Origin of the sequence: Achromobacter sp. Bel, from assembly GCF_012928505.1 — a bacterium.
Classification (GTDB): domain Bacteria; phylum Pseudomonadota; class Gammaproteobacteria; order Burkholderiales; family Burkholderiaceae_B; genus Achromobacter.
Genome location: NZ_JABBJN010000031.1, coordinates 23,644 through 40,040 on the forward strand (window position 1 = coordinate 23,644; position 16,397 = coordinate 40,040).

Below are 16,397 nucleotides of genomic sequence, written 5' to 3' on the forward strand. Positions count from 1 at the left end.
CCTCAGGCGGTGGCGGCGGCCAGCCGGTTGCTCAGCGTGCCGACCTGCGGGATTCGGATGTCATAGCGCTGGCCGGTGCGCAGGCGCGGCGCGTTGTGGGGCGCGCCGACCAGCAGGATGTCGCCAGCGTCGAAACTCATGAACTGCGTGACATGGGCGATCAGTTGCGCAACCGGGCGGACCAGGTCGGCCGTACTGACGCGCTGCGCCAGCGCGCCATCCACGTGGATTTCGATCTCCAGCGCGTCGGGATCGGCGACGGAGGCGGCCGGCGCCAGCTCACGGCCGATGGGGCAGAAGCCGTCGCGGCATTTCTGCTTCAGGGCGGGCCGGAAGTAGCTGGCGTGCGGTACGGAAATGTCGGCTACCACGCGATAGCCCGCCACGTACGCCAGCGCGTCGGCCTCGCCGACCCGGGTGGCGCGGCGCGAGAACACCACGCCCAGGCAGGCGGCCACTTCCACCTCGTCCACGTCGGCCGGCAGCGTGATGACGTCGCCGTCCTGCGCATAGGTGTTGGCGGGTTTGATAAAGAGCACCGGCGCCTTGGGCGGGGCGTTGTAGGGCGGCGCGTCCATCGCGCCGTCCAGCGCCTCCAGGGACTGGCGCGTGTTCAGCGCGGCGCCCACCACGGTTCTAGGCGGGGCGGCCAGTGCGGCGGCGGCGTCGGCGGCGCGCGCGGCGAGATAGTCGCGGTAGTTGTTCACCTTGTAGTTCAGCACGGCGTCGGCCTCTTCGATCTGCATCGAGATGCCCAACGGATTCGCGTCCATGTGCGGCGCCAGCGCGGCCGTCAGGGCCTGGAACACGCGTTCACCCAGCGCAGCCTTTTGCGCGTCGCTGCGCCCGTGCCCGATGCGCAGTACGACGTGGACAAAGGCGTTGTCCGGGTGGCCGTCGACAATCAGGTAATCGTCCACGCGCAGGGCCCGTGTGCGGGCCCCGGCCAGCGGGAACAGGGTGCCGTCGCCGACGGCGGCATCCTGCACGGTGCGCATCAGCGCGCGCGTATCCAGCTTCAGGTTGCCGGAATACTCAATCCAGATGTGGGGCATGTCGTCTCGCCGGGCATATAGTTATCATGTTAACTATCATAGTGAAAAAGGCCGGAGGCGGCAACGCATGAAAGGGATCGGGAAGACGGGGCGGGATCGGGATTTCCCGCCGTTGACAGCGCGTCGCCGCCCGCATAATGTTAACGTGTTAATTAAATGGGCCGGACGGAATTCAGCGCCGCGGCCAGGCACGAGGAGCGCACGTGAGCATCAAACACTGGATCAATGGCAAGCAGGTCGATAGCGCGGACCGCTTCGTCACCTATAACCCGGCCACCGGCGATGCTATCGAGGAGGTCGCCGCGGGAGGCCAGGCCGAGATCGACGCCGCAGTGGCCGCGGCAACCGATGCGTTCCCCAAGTGGGCCAATACGCCCGCCAAGGAGCGTGCCCGCCTGATGCGCCGATTGGGCGAACTGATTGACCAGAACGTACCGCAGTTGGCTGACCTGGAAACGCGGGATACGGGTTTGCCGATCTCGCAGACCCGCAAGCAGCTGATCCCGCGCGCTTCCGAGAACTTCAATTTCTTTGCCGAGGTCTGCACGCGGATGAACGGCCATACGTACCCGGTGGACGACCAGATGCTGAACTACACGCTATACCAGCCGGTCGGCGTGTGCGCGCTGGTGTCGCCCTGGAACGTGCCATTCATGACTGCTACCTGGAAGACGGCGCCGTGCCTGGCGCTGGGCAATACCGCTGTGTTGAAGATGTCGGAATTGTCGCCGTTGACGGCCGACCAGTTGGGCAGGCTGGCGCTTGAGGCCGGCATTCCGGCGGGCGTGCTGAACGTGGTGCAGGGCTATGGCGCCACGGCGGGCGACGCGCTGGTGCGCCATCCCGGCGTGCGCGCCATTTCTTTCACGGGCGGCACGGTGACAGGCAAGAAGATCCTGGCCAGCGCGGGCGGCATCAAGAAATACTCGATGGAGCTGGGCGGCAAGTCGCCAGTCCTGATTTTCGACGACGCGGACGTGGAACGCGCGCTTGACGCGGCGTTGTTCACTATCTTTTCGCTGAACGGGGAACGGTGCACGGCCGGTTCGCGTATCTTCGTCCAGCAAAGCATCTACGACGATTTCGTGCGCAAGTTCGCCGCGCGCGCCGAGCGGCTGGTGGTCGGGGATCCGGGCGACGAGGCCACCCACGTGGGCGCGATGATCACGCGCCAGCACTGGGAAAAGGTGACGGGCTATATCCAGCTGGCTGAGCAGGAGGGCGCCCGCATCCTGGCGGGCGGCGCGGGCAAGCCGGCGGGTCTGCCCGCCCATCTGGCCGGTGGCAATTTCGTGCGCCCGACCGTGCTGGCCGACGTCGACAACCGCATGCGTTGCGCGCAGGAAGAGATTTTCGGCCCGGTCGCCTGCCTGATCCCGTTCAAGGACGAGGCCGAGGGCCTGGCGCTGGCGAACGACGTGAAGTACGGGCTGGCCTCCTACATCTGGACGAGCGATATTGGCCGCGCGCACCGTTTGGCGCGCGGCATCGAAGCGGGCATGGTGTTCATCAACAGCCAGAACGTGCGCGATCTGCGCCAGCCGTTCGGCGGCACGAAGGAGTCGGGTACGGGGCGGGAGGGCGGCGAATACAGCTACGAGGTGTTCGCCGAAATCAAGAACGTGTGCGTGTCGCTGGGTCACCACCCCATCCCGAAATGGGGCGCATAAGCCCCAGGAACCAGGAGACAACCATCATGGGTAAGCTTGCACTGGCGGCCAAGGTGACGCATGTGCCGTCGATGTACCTGTCGGAACTTCCCGGCAAGCACCAAGGCTGCCGCGAGGCGGCCATCCAGGGGCACCGCATCATCGGCGAGCGTTGCCGCGATCTGGATGTGGACACGATCGTGGTGCTGGACGTGCATTGGCTGGTCAATGGCGGCTATCACGTGAACGCCAACCGACGCTTCCAGGGGCGCTACACCAGCAACGAGCTGCCGCATTTCATCAAGGACATGGATTACGCCTACCAAGGTAATCCCGAGCTGGGGCGGCGCATCGCCGAGTGCGCCAACGCGGCCGGCGTGGGCACGCGTTCGCATGAGATCGATAGCCTGGAATTGGAATACGGCACGCTGGTGCCGATGCGCTACATGAACGGCGACGGCCGCTTCAATGTCGTGTCGGTGGCTGCCTGGTGCGCGTGGCATGCGCTGGACGACAGCCGCCGTTTCGGGGCGGCGCTGCGCCAGGCCATCGAGGCCAGCGACAGCCGCGTCGCCGTGCTGGCCAGCGGCTCGCTGTCGCATCGCTTCAACGACAACGGCAGTCCGGAGGCCGCCATGCACCAGATCAGCCGCGAGTTCTTCCGTCAGGTGGATCTGCGCGTGGTCGAGCTGTGGCGGCAAGGGGACTGGAAGACGTTCTGCGCGATGCTTCCGGAGTACGCCGAGCTGTGCGTGGGCGAAGGCGGCATGCACGACACAGCCATGCTGCTGGGATTGCTGGGTTGGGAGGGCTATGACAAGCCGGTGGAGATCGTCACCGATTACTTCACCAGTTCCGGTACCGGGCAGATCAACGCGATCTTTCCGGTGCCGGCTTGAGTCACGGCTCGCCGGATTCGCGCGATGCCGGCGCGTCGCGCTTGATCAGGTCGACCATGGCGTCGACGTCGCGGTACAGGCGTTCCAGCAATTCCTTGCCGATCTTGCTTTCGATTTCTTGATACTTCGCGTCCACCTGCGGGCGCATGCGGTCGATCAGCTTGTTGCTTTTGGGGGTCAGGGATATTTCCTGGCGGCGCTGATCGGCGCTGGAGCGCACGCGCTTGATCAGGCCTTGCTCTTCCATGCCGGCCAGCATACGGGTCAGGCTGGGGCTGAGGATCTGGCAGCTGCGGGCGATCTGGTTAGGTTCCATCGAGCCGACTTCGCTCAAGGTGCGCAACACGCGCCATTGTTGTTCAGTGACGCCCGCCGCATGCAGAATGGGGCGGAAATGCGCCATCAGGGTTTCGCGCGCGTAAAGCAGCAGGTGGGGAAGATTGCGGTGGTGGAAGCTCGGACTCATGGCGGCTATGTTAGCAAGAAGCCTCCCATTTCCTGACCAAATATTTGCGTGCGTCTTGCGCGCCACACCGCCATCGGCGCCGCGTGGGACGGGGCCGATGGTCGGGGACAGGGCGGGGGTCAGGCCGGGTTCTGCTGAGCCAGTTCCTGCAGGTCGTCGGGCAGGGTCAGGTCCGGCGCGCCTTGTTGCAGTTCGCGCAACGCCTGGATGGCTTCGTCCTGCTGGTCGTCCTGGACCAACGCGCGGATATGGGCCACGCGCGCCTCGACGTCCTGTTCGCTGAACGCCACGACTTCGGTGGCCGTGGCTTCGGCCTGCTGCGCCGTTTCGCTGGCGGCAGTTTCCGGGGCAGCGGGGGCAGCCTGGGGTTGGTTTGCGGCCGTGTCGGCCGGGGACGCTACGACGCGCTGGGTGGCGGGCGGCAGGGCCTGTTTACCCGTCAGCGCTTCGGCCAGCGCGGCAGGGGCCGGCGCAAGCGAGCGGTCGGTGCTGGTGCCGACGTCGTGGGGAGCCACCAGTTGCGCGGTCACGTCCTGCATGTCGGCGCTTTCGCGCATGTCGGTCCAGGCGAACAGCCCGGCCACCATCGCGGCGCATGCTGCCGCAGCCCAGCCGGGATGCCAGCTGTGGCCGGGGTGCCAGGTACGGCGCACCGCCGCGTCAAGTTCGGGACTGGTCCCGGGTCTGGGCTTACGGTACAGGGCGCGCAGCTCCCGGTCATCGTCTTCATCGAAAGGGGGGCGATAGGTAATGCTCATGCGCGTACTCCTCGCGCATACGTCTGGTGGCTGGACGTATCCGCGTTTGACCTTTGCTGGGCGCTGCGCCGGTGGGCCGGCGGTCTCGTCGTGGCTAGGGTCGTGTTCCGGTTTATGCGGCCTCGGCAAAGACCGCAGGGCGATTGCGCCGCGATTCCCGTTGCTGCGCCCGTGGTGAAGGGCGTTCGGCACCGGGTATGCCGTCCTGATCGGACGGTTCGACAATGCGCTGCACCCGTTGATTATGCGCGATTTGTAGAAATCCGGCAGGGAATTTCTTCTATTTGCATGATGTAACTTTGGACTGTCCCCGTTAGTGAAAGCGAAATGACAGATTGGCGCGCCGGTCCGGTGCAATCAGGCGCGGGGGCGCCTTTGGTGCGCGCGTCGTGCGCTGGAAAGACGGGTTGCCGGTACACTTTCGCGCATGGCCAAATCCCGAACCGTATACGTGTGCGCCGACTGCGGCGGCACCACCCCGAAGTGGCAGGGCAAATGCCCGCATTGCAACGCCTGGAACACCCTGGAAGAAACCGTGGAATCGTCGTCGCCCGCGGCGGCGGCGCACCGCTACGCGCCACTGGCATCGGCCAGCCCCGTGCGCAGCCTGTCTGAGATCGAAGCGCGCGAAACGCCGCGCCAACCCACCGGGCTGGACGAGTTCGACCGAGTACTGGGCGGCGGCCTGGTGGCCGGCGCGGTGGTGTTGATCGGCGGCGATCCGGGCATCGGCAAATCCACGCTGCTGCTGCAGGCGCTGGCCTCGATGTCCCAGAGCGCCAACGTGCTGTATGTCACGGGGGAGGAATCCGCCGAGCAAGTCGCATTGCGCGCTCGCCGGCTGGACTTGCAGACCGGCAACGTCAACCTGCTGGCCGAGATCCGGCTGGAGGCCATTCAGGCTGCGGTGTCCGAGCAGAAGCCGACCGTCGCCGTGATCGATTCGATCCAGACCCTGTACAGCGGCGAACTTAGCGCGGCGCCCGGCTCGGTGTCGCAGGTGAGGGAATGCGCGGCGCAGTTGACGCGTCTGGCCAAGCAGACGGGCATCGCCATCGTCATGATCGGCCACGTCACGAAAGACGGCGCATTGGCAGGCCCGCGCGTGCTGGAGCACATCGTCGACACCGTGCTGTATTTCGAAGGCGATACGCATTCGTCGTTCCGGCTGGTGCGTGCGTTCAAGAACCGCTTTGGCGCGGTGAACGAACTGGGCGTCTTCGCGATGACCGACAGGGGCCTGCGCGGCGTGGCCAATCCTTCCGCGTTGTTCCTGTCGCAGCACGAGCAGCAGGTGGCCGGTTCCTGCGTGATGGCCACGCAAGAAGGCACGCGTCCGTTGCTGGTCGAGATCCAGGCGCTGGTAGACAGTTCCCATGCCCCCAATCCGCGCCGCCTGACGGTCGGCCTGGAAGGCAACCGGTTGGCCATGCTGCTGGCAGTGCTGCACCGGCACGCCGGCGTCACCACCTTCGACCAGGACGTCTTCGTCAACGCGGTGGGTGGGGTACGCATCACGGAGCCGGCGGCGGACTTGCCGGTGCTGCTGGCCATCATGTCATCGCTACGCGACAAACCGCTGCCGCGCGGCCTGATCGCTTTCGGCGAGGTCGGCCTGGCGGGTGAAATCCGGCCAGCGCCGCGCGGGCAGGAGCGCTTGCGCGAAGCGGCCAAGCTGGGTTTTTCCATCGCGCTCATCCCCAAGGCCAACGCACCGCGCCAGCCCATCGAAGGGCTGGAGATCTGGGCGGTGGACCGCCTGGACGCCGCGCTGGACAAATTGCGTTGACGCCCTGGTCCGGCGTCAGCCGGGCGGGGGCTGCTTGAACATTCCATTTTGAATCGCCCATCCTGGACAAGGCCGGGTCTGCTGGAGCAAGACGTGAGTCTGTTTGTTATTACCGCGTGCCTGGCCGCGGGTGGCCTGATTGGTTTCATGGGCGGCGCGCTGGGCATCGGAGGCGGGCTCATCGCCATCCCGGCGCTCGTGCTGCTGATGGGAATGTCGCAGCAGCTGGCTCAAGGCACGGCGCTGATCATGGTGCTGCCCGCCATCACGATGGCGGTGCGCAAGTACAACCAGCAGACGCGGATCGACAAGCGCGTGGCCGCCGCAGGCGCGGCGGGGGCCGTGGTCTTTACCTGGGTGGGGGCGCGGCTGGCGCTGGGCATTGATTCCAGCGTGCTGCGCCAGAGCTTCGCCGTGTTCCTGTTCTTCATCGCCTTGTTTTACGTCTGGCAGACCTGGCGCGCGAGGCGTCCCGCAGCGCGACGTCCGCAGGCCGACAAGGGCCCTGCGCCCGTCTTCACCCCGCGTCGCGCGAGCGTGCTGGGCATACTGTGCGGCACGCTGGGCGGATTCTTCGGTGTCGGTGGCGCGGTGCTGGCCGTGCCCATTATCACGTCGGTCTTCCGCTTGCCCCAAACCACCGCGCAAGCCTTGGCGCTGAGCATGGTGATTCCCGGGTCGACCATCGCGCTGATCACCTACGCTTGGGCAGGGCAGGCGGATTGGATAGTGGGCCTGCCGCTGGCCATCGGTAGCCTGCTGTTCGTGCCGGTCGGCGTGAAGCTGGCGTACCGGCTTCCTGAACGCAAGCTGAGAATCTGCTTTGCGGCGATGCTGTTCGCCACCGTGGCGCTGCTGGCGTTCGAGGCGTGAATGCGCTGCGGGCCGCCGCGTATTAGCAAACGTTAGCGTCCGAAATTTTGTGGTTCCGGGTTGAACCTTCCGGATGCACCTCCTTCAAACGGAGTACGGGGTAAGCGGCGATGTTGCCGCCCCGTGTCGAAAGAGGCTTCGGCCTTTTGCATTCAGGAGTTCATGAAATGACGACTCACTCCCGTATCGCTGCGTTCTTGTCCACCTCGGCCTTGTGCCTCGGTCTTGCTGCTGCGCCTTCGGCGTTCGCAGCGGGCGCCGATGCCTCGGCCAAGGGGGGCGATACCAAGACCCAGGCGCAGCACAAGCACCACAAGTCTGACAAGACGTCCGCCAAGCCGGCGGCCGCCAAGTCGGGCACCGCCTCGAAGATGGACCATTCCGGCGCCTCGACGCCGGCGAAGTAGGCAAGGGGCTGTAAAGCCCGAAAAGTAGTTCCTTTGCAGGAAGACTGCCGGCTCCGCGAGACCGGAAAGTCGAAAGCCTCTCGGTATGGGCACCGAGAGGCTTTTTCGTTTGGGCGGCGCGTCTGCGGCATGTTGCCGCCACGGCGCCACGTCACCGTCGCGCCAGGGGGCTCATTCCACCGGCGTGATCACGCGGCCGGTGTCGAAGTAGGCCTGGAGGTTCTCCAGCATCAGGTTCTCCATGGCCAGGCGCGTCTCGAACGTGGCGCTGCCGATGTGCGGCAGGACGACGGCGTTGTCGCTCGTGGTCAGGGCTTGCGGCACTTTGGGTTCATGTTCGAACACGTCCAGCGCGGCGCACCCCAGTTTGCCGGATTCCAGGGCGGCCACCAGCGCGGTCTCGTCGATGACCGGGCCGCGCGCGATGTTGACGATGATGCCCTTGGGGCCCAGCGCTTCAAGAACCGGCTGGTTCACCAGGTGGCGGGTGCTGGGGCCGCCTACGGTGGCCACGATCAGGAAGTCCGCCCATTTGGCCAGATCGACCAACGAGGCCTCGTAGCCGTAGGCGATATCGTCGCGCTTGCGGCGGTTGTGATAACGCACGTCCATGTCGAATCCGATGCCGCGTTTGGCGATCGCTTCGCCGATCCGGCCCAGGCCCACGATGCCCAGCTTCTTGCCGCTGACGCGCTGGCCCAGCGGGATGCTGCCGTGCACCTGGCCCCACTGGCCGGCGCGCACGAACCGTTCGCCCTGGCCCATGCGGCGCGCGCCCGCGATCAAGAGACCCCAGGCCAGATCCGCCACGCAGTCCGTCAGCACGTCCGGGGTATTGCTGACCTGCACGCCGCGCTGGCGGGCCGCATCCACGTCGATGGTCTCGTAGCCCACGCCCCAGCTGCAGATCGCCTTCAGGTCGGGCAGGGCGTTGATGAGTTCGGCGTTGGCGCCGAAGTTGGCCGATGTGACGACCGCCGTGATGCCCTTGCCGTGCTCTGCCAGCGCGGCCTGGCGGTCGGGGAATTTCCACAGCTCGACAACGTCGTACCGGTCGGCGAGGTTCTTGTTGGCGGAGGGGGAGCCGGCCAGCGAGCCGACCTGGATGATGCGATGCTTAGTGGTCATGTTGTCATACGAGTGGGTGGCGAAAACGGTCATGCTACTTGATTCAGCCTTGAAATCCGCTGAGGGGATGCCCGCAGGCACCCCCTTTGCGTGATTCCCGGGCGGTCCGCCGGCGCTTATTCCAGCTGGATGTTGGCCTTCTGTATGACGTCCTTCCAGCGCTTGACCTCGCCCTGCTGGAATGCGGTGAACTGCTGCGGCGTGTTGGCCACGACTTCAAAGCCCAGGCCTTGCAGCGTCTGCTCGGTCTTTGGGTCGCGCAGCGCGGTCTGCAGGGCCTTGGACAATTGCTGCACGACCGCGGGCGGGGTGCCCTTGGGCACGGCGAAGCCCTGCCAGGAATACACCACCATGTCCTTGATGCCGGCCTCGCCCAGGGTGGGTACGTTGGGCAGCTCGGGCGTGCGCGCATCGCCCGTGATGGCCAGGGCCTTCAGCTTGCCCGCCTTGATGTGGTTCTGCACCGCGCCCAGGTTCTGGAACGACACATTGACTTGCCCGCCGATCAGGTCCGCGATGGCGGCACCGCCGCCCTTGTAGGGCACGTCCACGCCCGTGCTGTCCGTGCGCTGGCGGAACAGCACGGCGGACAGGTGGTCGGACGAGCCCGTGCCCGATGAGGCGTACGAGACGCTGCCGGGATGCTTCTTCGCATAGTCGACCAATTCGGCGACGGTGCCGGCGGGAAAGGACGTGGCGGCGACCAGCACGTTGGGATTGCGCACGGCCTGCGTCAGGTATTCGAAATCCTTGCTGGGGTTGTACGACAGGTTCTTGTAGAGCGCCTCGTTGATGGCGAAGGTGCCGATCGAACCCACCATCATGGTGTAGCCGTCGGGCGTGCTGCGGGCCAAGGCTTGCGCGCCGATGGCGCTGTTGGCGCCCGGCTTGTTCTCGACCACGAAAGTCTGGCCCAGCAACTTCGACAGCGCGGGCGTGACCGAACGCGCGGTGATGTCGGAGGAGCCGCCCGGCACGAACGGCACGATCATGGTGACGGGTTTTTCGGGGTAGCCGGCGGCCTGGGCCGCCGGCCCGCCAAGCAGGGCGGCGCCTGCCGCGATGGCGCAGATCAGTTTATTCATGTTGTCTCCTGGTTCGCGTGATGATGGGAAGCCCGCCGCTCACGCGTTGCGCGCGGGCCTGGATCTGCGCCAGGTCAGTCGACCTTGGCGCCGGATGTTTTCACGACTTCCGCCCACTTCACGGTCTCTTGCGCCATGAACTGTTTGAATTGCGCCGGCGTGTTGCCCGAGGGCGTCGCGCCCTGGGCCTGCAATTGCGCGCGAACGGGTTCCTGCTGCAACGCGGCCGCCACGTCGCGCTGGATCTTGTCGACGATGGCGGGCGGCGTGCCCGCGGGCGCCAGCAACCCGAACCAGCTGGAAGCCTCGTACCCTTTCACGCCGGCCTCGGCTAGCGTCGGCACATCCGGCAGCGCGGGCGAGCGCGCGGCTGTAGTGACCGCCAGGGGACGCAGCTTGCCGCCCTTGATGTAGCCCATGGACGAGGGCAGGTTGTCGAAGATCAGATCAGCGGAACCGCCCATCACGTCGGTCAGGGCGGGGCTGCTGCCCTTGTACGGCACGTGCGTCATGCGGGTGCCCGTCATGCTCTGGAACAGTTCGCCCGACAGGTGGGTGGAGGTGCCGTTGCCGGTGGACGCCATGTTGACGCTGTCAGGATGGGCCTTCAGGTATTTGATCAGGTCCGCCACCGTGCGGATGCCGTGCTTGTCGGCGAACTTCGGGTTCAGTTCAAGAATGTTCGGTACCGGGATGACGAGCGTGACGGGCACGAAGTCCTTGACCGGGTCGTAGGGCAGCTTGGCGTAGACGGACTGATTGATCGCGTGCGTGCTGACGGTGCCCATCAACAACGTGTAGCCGTCGGCGGGCGCGCGTGCCGCTTCCGCCGAGCCGACGTTGCCGCCTGCGCCCGCCTTGTTGTCCACCACCACGGATTTGTTCCAGCTCTTGCCCAATTCGGCCGCCACGACGCGCGCGGCGATGTCCGCCGTGCCGCCCGCGGGGAAGGGCACGATGATCTTCACATCGCGTTCCGGATAGTCGGCTAGCGTGGGGGCGGCGGGCAGCAGGAAGGCGGTGGCCGTCAGCATGGCGGCAGTGAGTAGCCGGCTGCGCAGGGGGGCTGCTTGCATGGAACGTGTCTCCTTGGTGTGCGCGTGGCCGCGCATCGTTTGTGGGGAATTCCGCCCCAGGCGTTGCCCGGAGCGGCAAGCCGCAAGGCACGCGCGGCACCCTGCGTTTTGCTGCCGTCTTACTTGTAAAACAAATATAGGTATTGAGCTTATGGTTGTCAACCAAGTATACTTTTTTCACCTTACTCATCTGACAACTGGATCAGCCAGGAGCCCCGTCCATGAAAACTTCCCCGGTATCCGCCCAGGACTTGCAGCGTTCGGTCATTGCCGTGCCGCCGTTGGCCCGCCATGACGACCTTTCCTTGAACGAAGCCGCCAACAAGGCGTTGCTGGGCCATCTGGAAGCTGGCGGCGTGCGCAATGTGATGTACGGCGGCAACGCCAACTTCTACAACGTGGCCGTCAGCGAATACGCGCGCATCGTGGACATGCTTGCGGGCCTGGCGGGGTCGGACACGTGGATCCTGCCGTCGGTCGGGCCCGACTACGGCAAGATGATGGACCAGGCGGCGATCCTGCGGTCGCGCCCCTTTCCCACGGCGATGCTGCTGCCGATGTCGTTCCCGTACACGGACGCCGGACTGGCGGATGGGGTGCGGCGCTTCACCGACGCGTTGGGCAAGTCCGCCGTGGTCTACATCAAGTCGGCGGACTATCTGGCGCCGGGCACGGCCGCGCGCTTGATCGAGGAAGGCCGCATCGTCGCTTTCAAGTACGCGGTCGTGCGTGACAACCCGGCGAAGGATCCGTACCTGTCGTCCCTGTTGCAAGCGGTGGATGCGCGCTGGATCGTCAGCGGCATCGGCGAACGTCCGGCCATCGTCCACTACCGCGACTTCGGGCTGAAGAGCTTCACGTCGGGTTCGGTATGCGTGGCGCCGCGCGGGTCGATGCGCTTGCTGCATCTGCTGCGCGAAGGCCGCTACGACGAAGCCGAAGCGGTGCGCGAGCATTACCTGGGCTTGGAAGACTGCCGCGACGGCATCAGCCCGATCCGCGTGCTGCACGACGCCGTGACGTTGTCCGGCGTGGCTGACATGGGCCCGATGCTGCCGCTGTTGACCGGTATTTCCAGCGCGGAGCGCGAACGCGTGGCGCCTGTCGCGCGCGCGTTGGCCGAGTGGGACAAGGAAGCCGTGGCGGCCTGACCGTGAACGCGGCGGCCGCGAGCCTCCCGTCGGACCGCCTGTTGGCGGTACGATGGGCGCTGTTCCCGGAATGGTGAACAGGCCTAAGCATCCAGGAGGTTTCGTGGCCCGATCCAAAGCATCAACTTCATCCGAACCCCAGGCGGCTGCCGAGTCCGAGGCGCCGGGTTCGCCCCCGCTCGAACGCGGGCACCGGGTGCGGCTGGCGGATCAGGTCTACGGGCAGATTTTCGAACAGATCGTGTCCGGCGGATTGAACGTCGGCGACAAGCTGCCCTCTGAAAACGAGATCTCGGAACGTTTCGGCGTATCGCGGCCCGTCGTGCGCGAGGCTTTGCTGCGCCTGCGCGCGGATGGCCTGATCACCGCGCATCAGGGTCTTGGCACGTTCGTCAGCCATCAGCCCGCGCCGCGCCTGAAGACCTTCAACGACGTGCAGAACGTCAGCGCCTACCTGCGTGCGCAAGAGGTGCGGGTGGCGCTGGAAGGCGACGCGGCCCGGCTGGCCGCGCTGCGCCGCACGGACGAACAACTGAAGAAGATCGCCGATGCGCACGCGGCATTCGCCGACAGCCTGACGCACGGCCAGGTGTCGCCCGAGGCCGACCTGGCGTTCCACGCCAGCATCGCCGAAGCCAGCGGCAACGACTTCTATCTGGGGGTGCTGGAAAGCATCCATGAATCCATCAACGGTTTCATGCGGCTGACCTTGAGCCTGACGCGCACCGGTTCTCGGCAGCGCGCCCAACGCGTCGTGGACGAGCACGCGACCATCCTGGACGCCATCCGCGAACAGGACAGCGAGCGCGCACGCGTCGCCATGCAGTTCCATTTGGGGCAGGCGCGCCATCGGCTGGTGGACCGCGAGCGCGACTGACATCAACACGCGACGGAGACAACGAGTGCAAGGCAATGGAGCAGTAGCGAAGAACGTGCCGGTCGAGCAGGTCCGCGAACAGATCCTGCAGGTGCTGCAAGCCTGGGGCATGGACGAAGACCTGGCGCACACGACGGCGGGCCTGATGGCGCAGACGGACCTGCTGGGCGTCGATTCCCACGGCATCTCGATGCTGCCGTCGTACGAGGAAAAATTGCGCGCGGGTTCCTTGCGTCTGGACGCGCGCGCCCGGGTGGTGCGCGACGGCGGGGCCAGCGCGTTGATCGACGGCATGGGCGGCCTGGGCTATCCGGTGGCATCGCAGGCCATGCATCTGGCCGTCGACAAGGCGCTCACGCACGGCGTGGGCGCGGTGTCGGTCTGCAATTCGCATCACTTCGGCGCGGCCGGTGTGTACGCGCGCATCGCGGTGCAGCGCGGCGTGGTAGGACTGGTCACCAGCAGCGCCAACGGCATCATCATGGTGCCCACGCGCGGCGCCATGCCTATGCTGGGCACCAACCCTATTGCATTCGGCGCGCCCGCGGCCCATAACGAGCCCTTCGTGCTGGACATGGCGACGACCACGGTGGCGGCCAACAAGGTCAAGGTCTACGACTTTCTGGGCAAGCCGTTGCCGCCGGGCTGGGCGGTCGACGGGCAGGGCGGGGCGGTCACCGACGCCGACGCGGCGATGCAGTTCATCTTCAAACGCCCTGAAGGCGGCCTGACGCCGTTGGGCGGAACGTGCGCGATGAGCAGCCATAAAGGCTACGGCCTGGCGATGATGGCGCAGATCCTGGGCGGCACGCTCAGCGGTAGCGCGTTCGCCGCTCGCCGCGCGCCGACCCGCCGCCCGGGAGAGCCGGACGATGTAGGGCATTTCTTCCTGGCGCTGAACCCCGACGCGTTCCGCGCCGCAGGTTCGTTCGAATCCGATATGGATGACATGATCGACGCGCTGCACGATACGCCGGCCGCCAATCCGGAGGAACCCGTGCTGGTGGCCGGCGAACCCGAGGCGGCCGAACGCGCGCGCCGGCTGAGCCAGGGCATCCCGATTCCGGCGGCGTTGGCCGAACGCCTGCGCGGCATCTGCGAGCGTGCCGGCACGCCGTATCTGCTGGAGGACATTTGCATCGGCTGATGCGGCCGCACCGCATCAAACGATAGGCACAGACCCGGACACCGGGCGATATACCTACAACAACCATGAGGAGACAACAATGCGACAGAACCAACTTGTGGCGCGCAGGCGCCTTGCCATCCTGGCCGCCGCGGTGGCGGGGGCGTTGACCCTGCTGCCCGGGGCCGCGACGGCGCAAGCCGGCGCCTGGCCCGCCAAGCCCGTCAAGCTGGTCGTGCCGTTCCCGGCCGGCGGCAGCACGGATTCCGTGGGCCGATTGCTGGCGGCAGAGCTGTCCAAGGAATTGGGCCAAAGCGTCATCGTTGAAAACAAGGGCGGCGCCAACGGCAACATCGGCTCCGACGTCGTGGCCAAGTCCGAACCGGACGGCTACACGTTGCTGTTGTCCGGCGTGGGGTCCAACGCGATCAGCTATGCCGTCTATCAGAACATGCCCTACCGCAACAGCGACTTCGCGCACATCTCGCTGCTGGCGACGGGTCCGAACGTGCTGGTGGCCAACATGGAGTTTCCTGGCAAGACCTTCGCGGACTTCATCCGCCTGGCGCGGGAGAACCCGGGCAAGTACACCCACGCCAGTTCAGGCAGTGGATCGTCGGGGCATCTGGCCATGGAGATGCTGAAGCAGGACGCCAAGATCGATCTGGTGCACGTGCCGTACAAAGGGGGCGCGGCGGCGATCACCGACATGATTGGTGGGCGCGTCTCGGTGATGTTCCTGAACCAGGACACGCTGTTGCCGCAGGTGACGTCCGGCAAGCTGCGCGCACTGGCGGTGGCCAGCGCCAAGCGCAATCCCGCGTATCCCGACACGCCGACGGTGGCTGAATCGGGCTATCCGGGCTTCTCCGCCGAGTCGTGGTTCGGTTTGTCCGCGCCCGCCAAGACGCCGCCCGCCGTGATCCAACGCCTGAATCAGGCCACGGTGAAGGCGCTGGCATCGCCCGAGATCCGACAGAAGCTGGAGAGCGTGGGCTTCGTGGTGGTGGGGGATGATCCGAAATCGTTCTCGGCGTTCGTCGACAACGAAATCACGAAATGGGGTAAGGCGGCCAAGGCCTCCGGCGCCCGCATGGACTAGGGCCTGTGCGAGGCTTCATTTGGCGTTAGCCGGCCCTGACTGTTGTACGGCCGGGCTTCGGCCCGGCACACTCCGTATTCTCTTTTCTGCAAAAAACGAAGGCGGCAATGAACTCACCCTTACCCAACCGTTTCCGGCAGCGCATCCTGGCCCGCGAACGGCTCATCGGTTTCTGGATGTGCATGTCCAGCCACATCACGGCCGAGCTTGTCGGGCTGGCGGATTTCGACTGGCTGCTTCTGGACGGCGAGCATTCGCCCAATGAAGTGCCGATGTTCCTGCAGCAACTGCAAGCCCTGCAGGGCAGCGCCAGCGCCGCCGTGGGTCGGCCGTCGTGGAACGATCCCGTGCAGATCAAGCGTCTGCTGGACATCGGCTTCTACAACCTGCTGATTCCGTTCATCGAGTCCGAGGCTGATGCGCGGCTGGCCGTGGCCGCGACCCGCTATCCTCCCCAAGGCATCCGCGGCGTGGCCGGGGCGCAGCGCAGCAACCGTTATGGCACGGTGCCCGATTACCTGCAGACCATCAACGACAACATCTGCGTACTGTTGCAGATCGAAAGCCGGCCGGGCATCGACGCCGTCGACGAGATCGCGTCGGTCGAAGGCGTGGACGGCGTGTTCATCGGGCCGTCGGACCTGGCCGCGGCGCTGGGCCATATCGGCAACCCGGGCCACCCCGAAGTGCAAGAGGCCATCCGCCATCTGCATCAGCGCGTGACCGCCCAAGGCAAGGCCGTGGGCATCCTGGCGCCGGTGCACGCGGACGCGCGCCGCTACCTCGACATGGGCATGCATTTTGTTGCGGTGGGCACGGACCTGGGCGTGTTCAAACAGGCGACGTTCGCGCTGCGCGACGCCTTCCCGACCTGAAAAGGGCAGGGCCCCCACGCTACGCACGCGTTGCGTGCTTGCAGCCCCCCAAGGGGGGGGCTGCTGCCCCGCTTTGGGGCG

The 16,397-nt window shown here is 66.1% G+C and carries 16 protein-coding genes; 10 read left to right on the plus strand and 6 right to left on the minus strand.

Annotation, left to right across the window (positions count from 1 at the left end; all coding sequences use genetic code 11):
* Positions 1-2: 2 nt before the first annotated feature.
* A complete protein-coding gene (locus HG262_RS19230; protein WP_169272539.1) occupies positions 3-1,055 on the minus strand; it encodes a fumarylacetoacetate hydrolase family protein in 1,053 nt (350 codons plus the stop codon).
* A 203-nt stretch (positions 1,056-1,258) separates the two neighbouring features.
* On the opposite strand from HG262_RS19230, the gene hpaE reads away from it, so the two are divergent.
* Together hpaE and hpaD are read left to right on the plus strand one after the other, a co-directional pair.
* A complete protein-coding gene (gene hpaE / locus HG262_RS19235) occupies positions 1,259-2,725 on the plus strand; it encodes a 5-carboxymethyl-2-hydroxymuconate semialdehyde dehydrogenase (protein ID WP_169272540.1) in 1,467 nt (488 codons plus the stop codon).
* A gap of 26 nt (positions 2,726-2,751) precedes the next feature.
* On the plus strand, positions 2,752-3,603 hold the full coding sequence (gene hpaD, locus HG262_RS19240) for a 3,4-dihydroxyphenylacetate 2,3-dioxygenase (protein ID WP_169272541.1): 852 nt from the start codon (positions 2,752-2,754) through the stop codon (positions 3,601-3,603).
* 1 nt (position 3,604) lies between these two features.
* Here the strand turns inward: hpaD and hpaR are convergent, their stop codons facing one another.
* On the minus strand, positions 3,605-4,069 hold the full coding sequence (gene hpaR / locus HG262_RS19245; protein ID WP_169272542.1) for a homoprotocatechuate degradation operon regulator HpaR: 465 nt from the start codon (positions 4,067-4,069) through the stop codon (positions 3,605-3,607).
* A 119-nt stretch (positions 4,070-4,188) separates the two neighbouring features.
* Entirely contained in the window at positions 4,189-4,827 is a 639-nt protein-coding gene (locus tag HG262_RS19250) for a hypothetical protein (protein WP_169272543.1), read from the minus strand.
* A gap of 427 nt (positions 4,828-5,254) precedes the next feature.
* Between HG262_RS19250 and radA the strand changes: the two genes are divergently transcribed.
* The 3 genes from radA (at position 5,255) to HG262_RS19265 (ending at position 7,896) form a co-directional block, all read left to right on the plus strand.
* On the plus strand, positions 5,255-6,616 hold the full coding sequence (radA, locus tag HG262_RS19255) for a DNA repair protein RadA (protein WP_169272544.1): 1,362 nt from the start codon (positions 5,255-5,257) through the stop codon (positions 6,614-6,616).
* A gap of 93 nt (positions 6,617-6,709) precedes the next feature.
* Positions 6,710-7,489, plus strand: coding sequence for a sulfite exporter TauE/SafE family protein (locus HG262_RS19260; RefSeq protein ID WP_169272545.1), 780 nt, complete (start codon positions 6,710-6,712; stop codon positions 7,487-7,489).
* Positions 7,490-7,656: 167 nt separating this feature from the next.
* A complete protein-coding gene (locus HG262_RS19265; protein ID WP_169272546.1) occupies positions 7,657-7,896 on the plus strand; it encodes a hypothetical protein in 240 nt (79 codons plus the stop codon).
* 171 nt (positions 7,897-8,067) lie between these two features.
* Here the strand turns inward: HG262_RS19265 and HG262_RS19270 are convergent, their stop codons facing one another.
* The 3 genes from HG262_RS19270 to HG262_RS19280 form a co-directional block, all read right to left on the minus strand.
* Positions 8,068-9,024, minus strand: a complete 957-nt coding sequence (locus tag HG262_RS19270; RefSeq protein ID WP_169272547.1) for a 2-hydroxyacid dehydrogenase — start codon at positions 9,022-9,024, stop codon at positions 8,068-8,070.
* Positions 9,025-9,140: 116 nt separating this feature from the next.
* The gene (locus HG262_RS19275) at positions 9,141-10,109 is read right to left on the minus strand and encodes a tripartite tricarboxylate transporter substrate binding protein (RefSeq protein WP_169272548.1); all 969 of its coding nucleotides are present in this window, start codon (positions 10,107-10,109) and stop codon (positions 9,141-9,143) included.
* Between the two features lie 74 nt (positions 10,110-10,183).
* Positions 10,184-11,185 (minus strand): tripartite tricarboxylate transporter substrate binding protein, encoded by a 1,002-nt coding sequence (locus HG262_RS19280; RefSeq protein ID WP_169272549.1) that lies wholly within the window; start codon positions 11,183-11,185, stop codon positions 10,184-10,186.
* A gap of 221 nt (positions 11,186-11,406) precedes the next feature.
* Between HG262_RS19280 and HG262_RS19285 the strand changes: the two genes are divergently transcribed.
* The 5 genes from HG262_RS19285 (at position 11,407) to garL (ending at position 16,316) form a co-directional block, all read left to right on the plus strand.
* Positions 11,407-12,336 (plus strand): dihydrodipicolinate synthase family protein, encoded by a 930-nt coding sequence (locus HG262_RS19285; protein ID WP_169272550.1) that lies wholly within the window; start codon positions 11,407-11,409, stop codon positions 12,334-12,336.
* A 103-nt stretch (positions 12,337-12,439) separates the two neighbouring features.
* Positions 12,440-13,213, plus strand: a complete 774-nt coding sequence (locus HG262_RS19290; protein WP_348984404.1) for a FadR/GntR family transcriptional regulator — start codon at positions 12,440-12,442, stop codon at positions 13,211-13,213.
* A 25-nt stretch (positions 13,214-13,238) separates the two neighbouring features.
* Positions 13,239-14,360: an Ldh family oxidoreductase gene (locus tag HG262_RS19295; protein ID WP_169272551.1), complete on the plus strand. Its 1,122-nt coding sequence runs from the start codon at positions 13,239-13,241 to the stop codon at positions 14,358-14,360.
* A 79-nt stretch (positions 14,361-14,439) separates the two neighbouring features.
* Positions 14,440-15,441 carry a tripartite tricarboxylate transporter substrate binding protein gene (locus HG262_RS19300; RefSeq protein ID WP_169272552.1) on the plus strand — a complete coding sequence of 334 codons (1,002 nt, stop codon included), beginning with the start codon at positions 14,440-14,442 and terminating at the stop codon, positions 15,439-15,441.
* Positions 15,442-15,548: 107 nt separating this feature from the next.
* Complete coding sequence (garL, locus tag HG262_RS19305) at positions 15,549-16,316, plus strand: 2-dehydro-3-deoxyglucarate aldolase (protein ID WP_035213403.1); 768 nt, start codon at positions 15,549-15,551, stop codon at positions 16,314-16,316.
* Positions 16,317-16,397: the final 81 nt, after the last annotated feature.

Bases quoted from the DNA above. Each gene is read 5' to 3' on its own strand.
- HG262_RS19230 (WP_169272539.1), bottom strand. From the start codon at position 1,055: ATGCCCCACATCTGGATTGAGTATTCCGGCAACCTGAAGCTGGATACG.
- hpaD (WP_169272541.1), top strand. From the start codon at position 2,752: ATGGGTAAGCTTGCACTGGCGGCCAAGGTGACGCATGTGCCGTCGATG.
- hpaR (WP_169272542.1), bottom strand. From the start codon at position 4,069: ATGAGTCCGAGCTTCCACCACCGCAATCTTCCCCACCTGCTGCTTTAC.
- HG262_RS19250 (WP_169272543.1), bottom strand. From the start codon at position 4,827: ATGAGCATTACCTATCGCCCCCCTTTCGATGAAGACGATGACCGGGAG.
- radA (WP_169272544.1), top strand. From the start codon at position 5,255: ATGGCCAAATCCCGAACCGTATACGTGTGCGCCGACTGCGGCGGCACC.
- HG262_RS19265 (WP_169272546.1), top strand. From the start codon at position 7,657: ATGACGACTCACTCCCGTATCGCTGCGTTCTTGTCCACCTCGGCCTTG.
- HG262_RS19270 (WP_169272547.1), bottom strand. From the start codon at position 9,024: ATGACCACTAAGCATCGCATCATCCAGGTCGGCTCGCTGGCCGGCTCC.
- HG262_RS19275 (WP_169272548.1), bottom strand. From the start codon at position 10,109: ATGAATAAACTGATCTGCGCCATCGCGGCAGGCGCCGCCCTGCTTGGC.
- HG262_RS19280 (WP_169272549.1), bottom strand. From the start codon at position 11,185: ATGCAAGCAGCCCCCCTGCGCAGCCGGCTACTCACTGCCGCCATGCTG.
- HG262_RS19285 (WP_169272550.1), top strand. From the start codon at position 11,407: ATGAAAACTTCCCCGGTATCCGCCCAGGACTTGCAGCGTTCGGTCATT.
- HG262_RS19300 (WP_169272552.1), top strand. From the start codon at position 14,440: ATGCGACAGAACCAACTTGTGGCGCGCAGGCGCCTTGCCATCCTGGCC.
- garL (WP_035213403.1), top strand. From the start codon at position 15,549: ATGAACTCACCCTTACCCAACCGTTTCCGGCAGCGCATCCTGGCCCGC.